The organism is Mycobacterium sp. 852002-51961_SCH5331710 (assembly GCF_001665535.1).
Lineage (GTDB): Bacteria > Actinomycetota > Actinomycetes > Mycobacteriales > Mycobacteriaceae > Mycobacterium.
In genome coordinates this window covers 1-560 of the sequence record NZ_LZSQ01000087.1, presented here as the reverse complement: position 1 = coordinate 560, position 560 = coordinate 1, and the positions used below count along the sequence as shown (strand labels likewise).

1 protein-coding gene is annotated in these 560 nt (G+C 66.8%); it reads left to right on the top strand.

What is annotated here, in order from left to right:
* Nucleotides 1-560: ATP-dependent DNA ligase (locus tag A5752_RS15140; protein ID WP_156613895.1), on the top strand; the 560-nt coding region annotated here is incomplete at both ends.

Sequence of the window (560 nt, the reverse complement as noted above, 5' to 3'; positions counted from 1 at the left end):
TTCCGCGACGGCGACGAGGTCGAGTTCGGCAGCCGCAACGAACGCCCGCTGACCCGCTACTTCCCCGAACTGGTCGCGGCCGCGAGGACGGAGCTACCCGGACGCTGCGTGATCGACGGCGAGATCGTCGTCGCCGCCGGCCATGGCCTCGACTTCGAGACCCTGCAACAACGCATCCACCCCGCCGACTCGCGGGTCCGGATGCTGGCCGAGAAGACACCCGCGGCCTTCATCGCGTTCGATCTGCTCGCGCGAGACGACATCGATTACACCCAACGGCCTTTCGGGGAACGCCGCAATGCACTCGTCGACGCGCTCTCTGGCGCGGGCCCGAAATTCCAGGTCACCCCGGTGACGACCGACCTCGCGACGGCGCACCGGTGGTTCGACGAGTTCGAGGGCGCGGGACTCGACGGCGTGATCGCAAAACCCGTCGACCTGACCTATCAGCCGGACAAGCGCGTGATGTTCAAGATCAAGCACGCCCGCGACGCCGATTGCGTGGCGATGGGTTATCGCATCCACAAGAGCGGCGAAGGCATCGGGTCGATCCTGCTCGG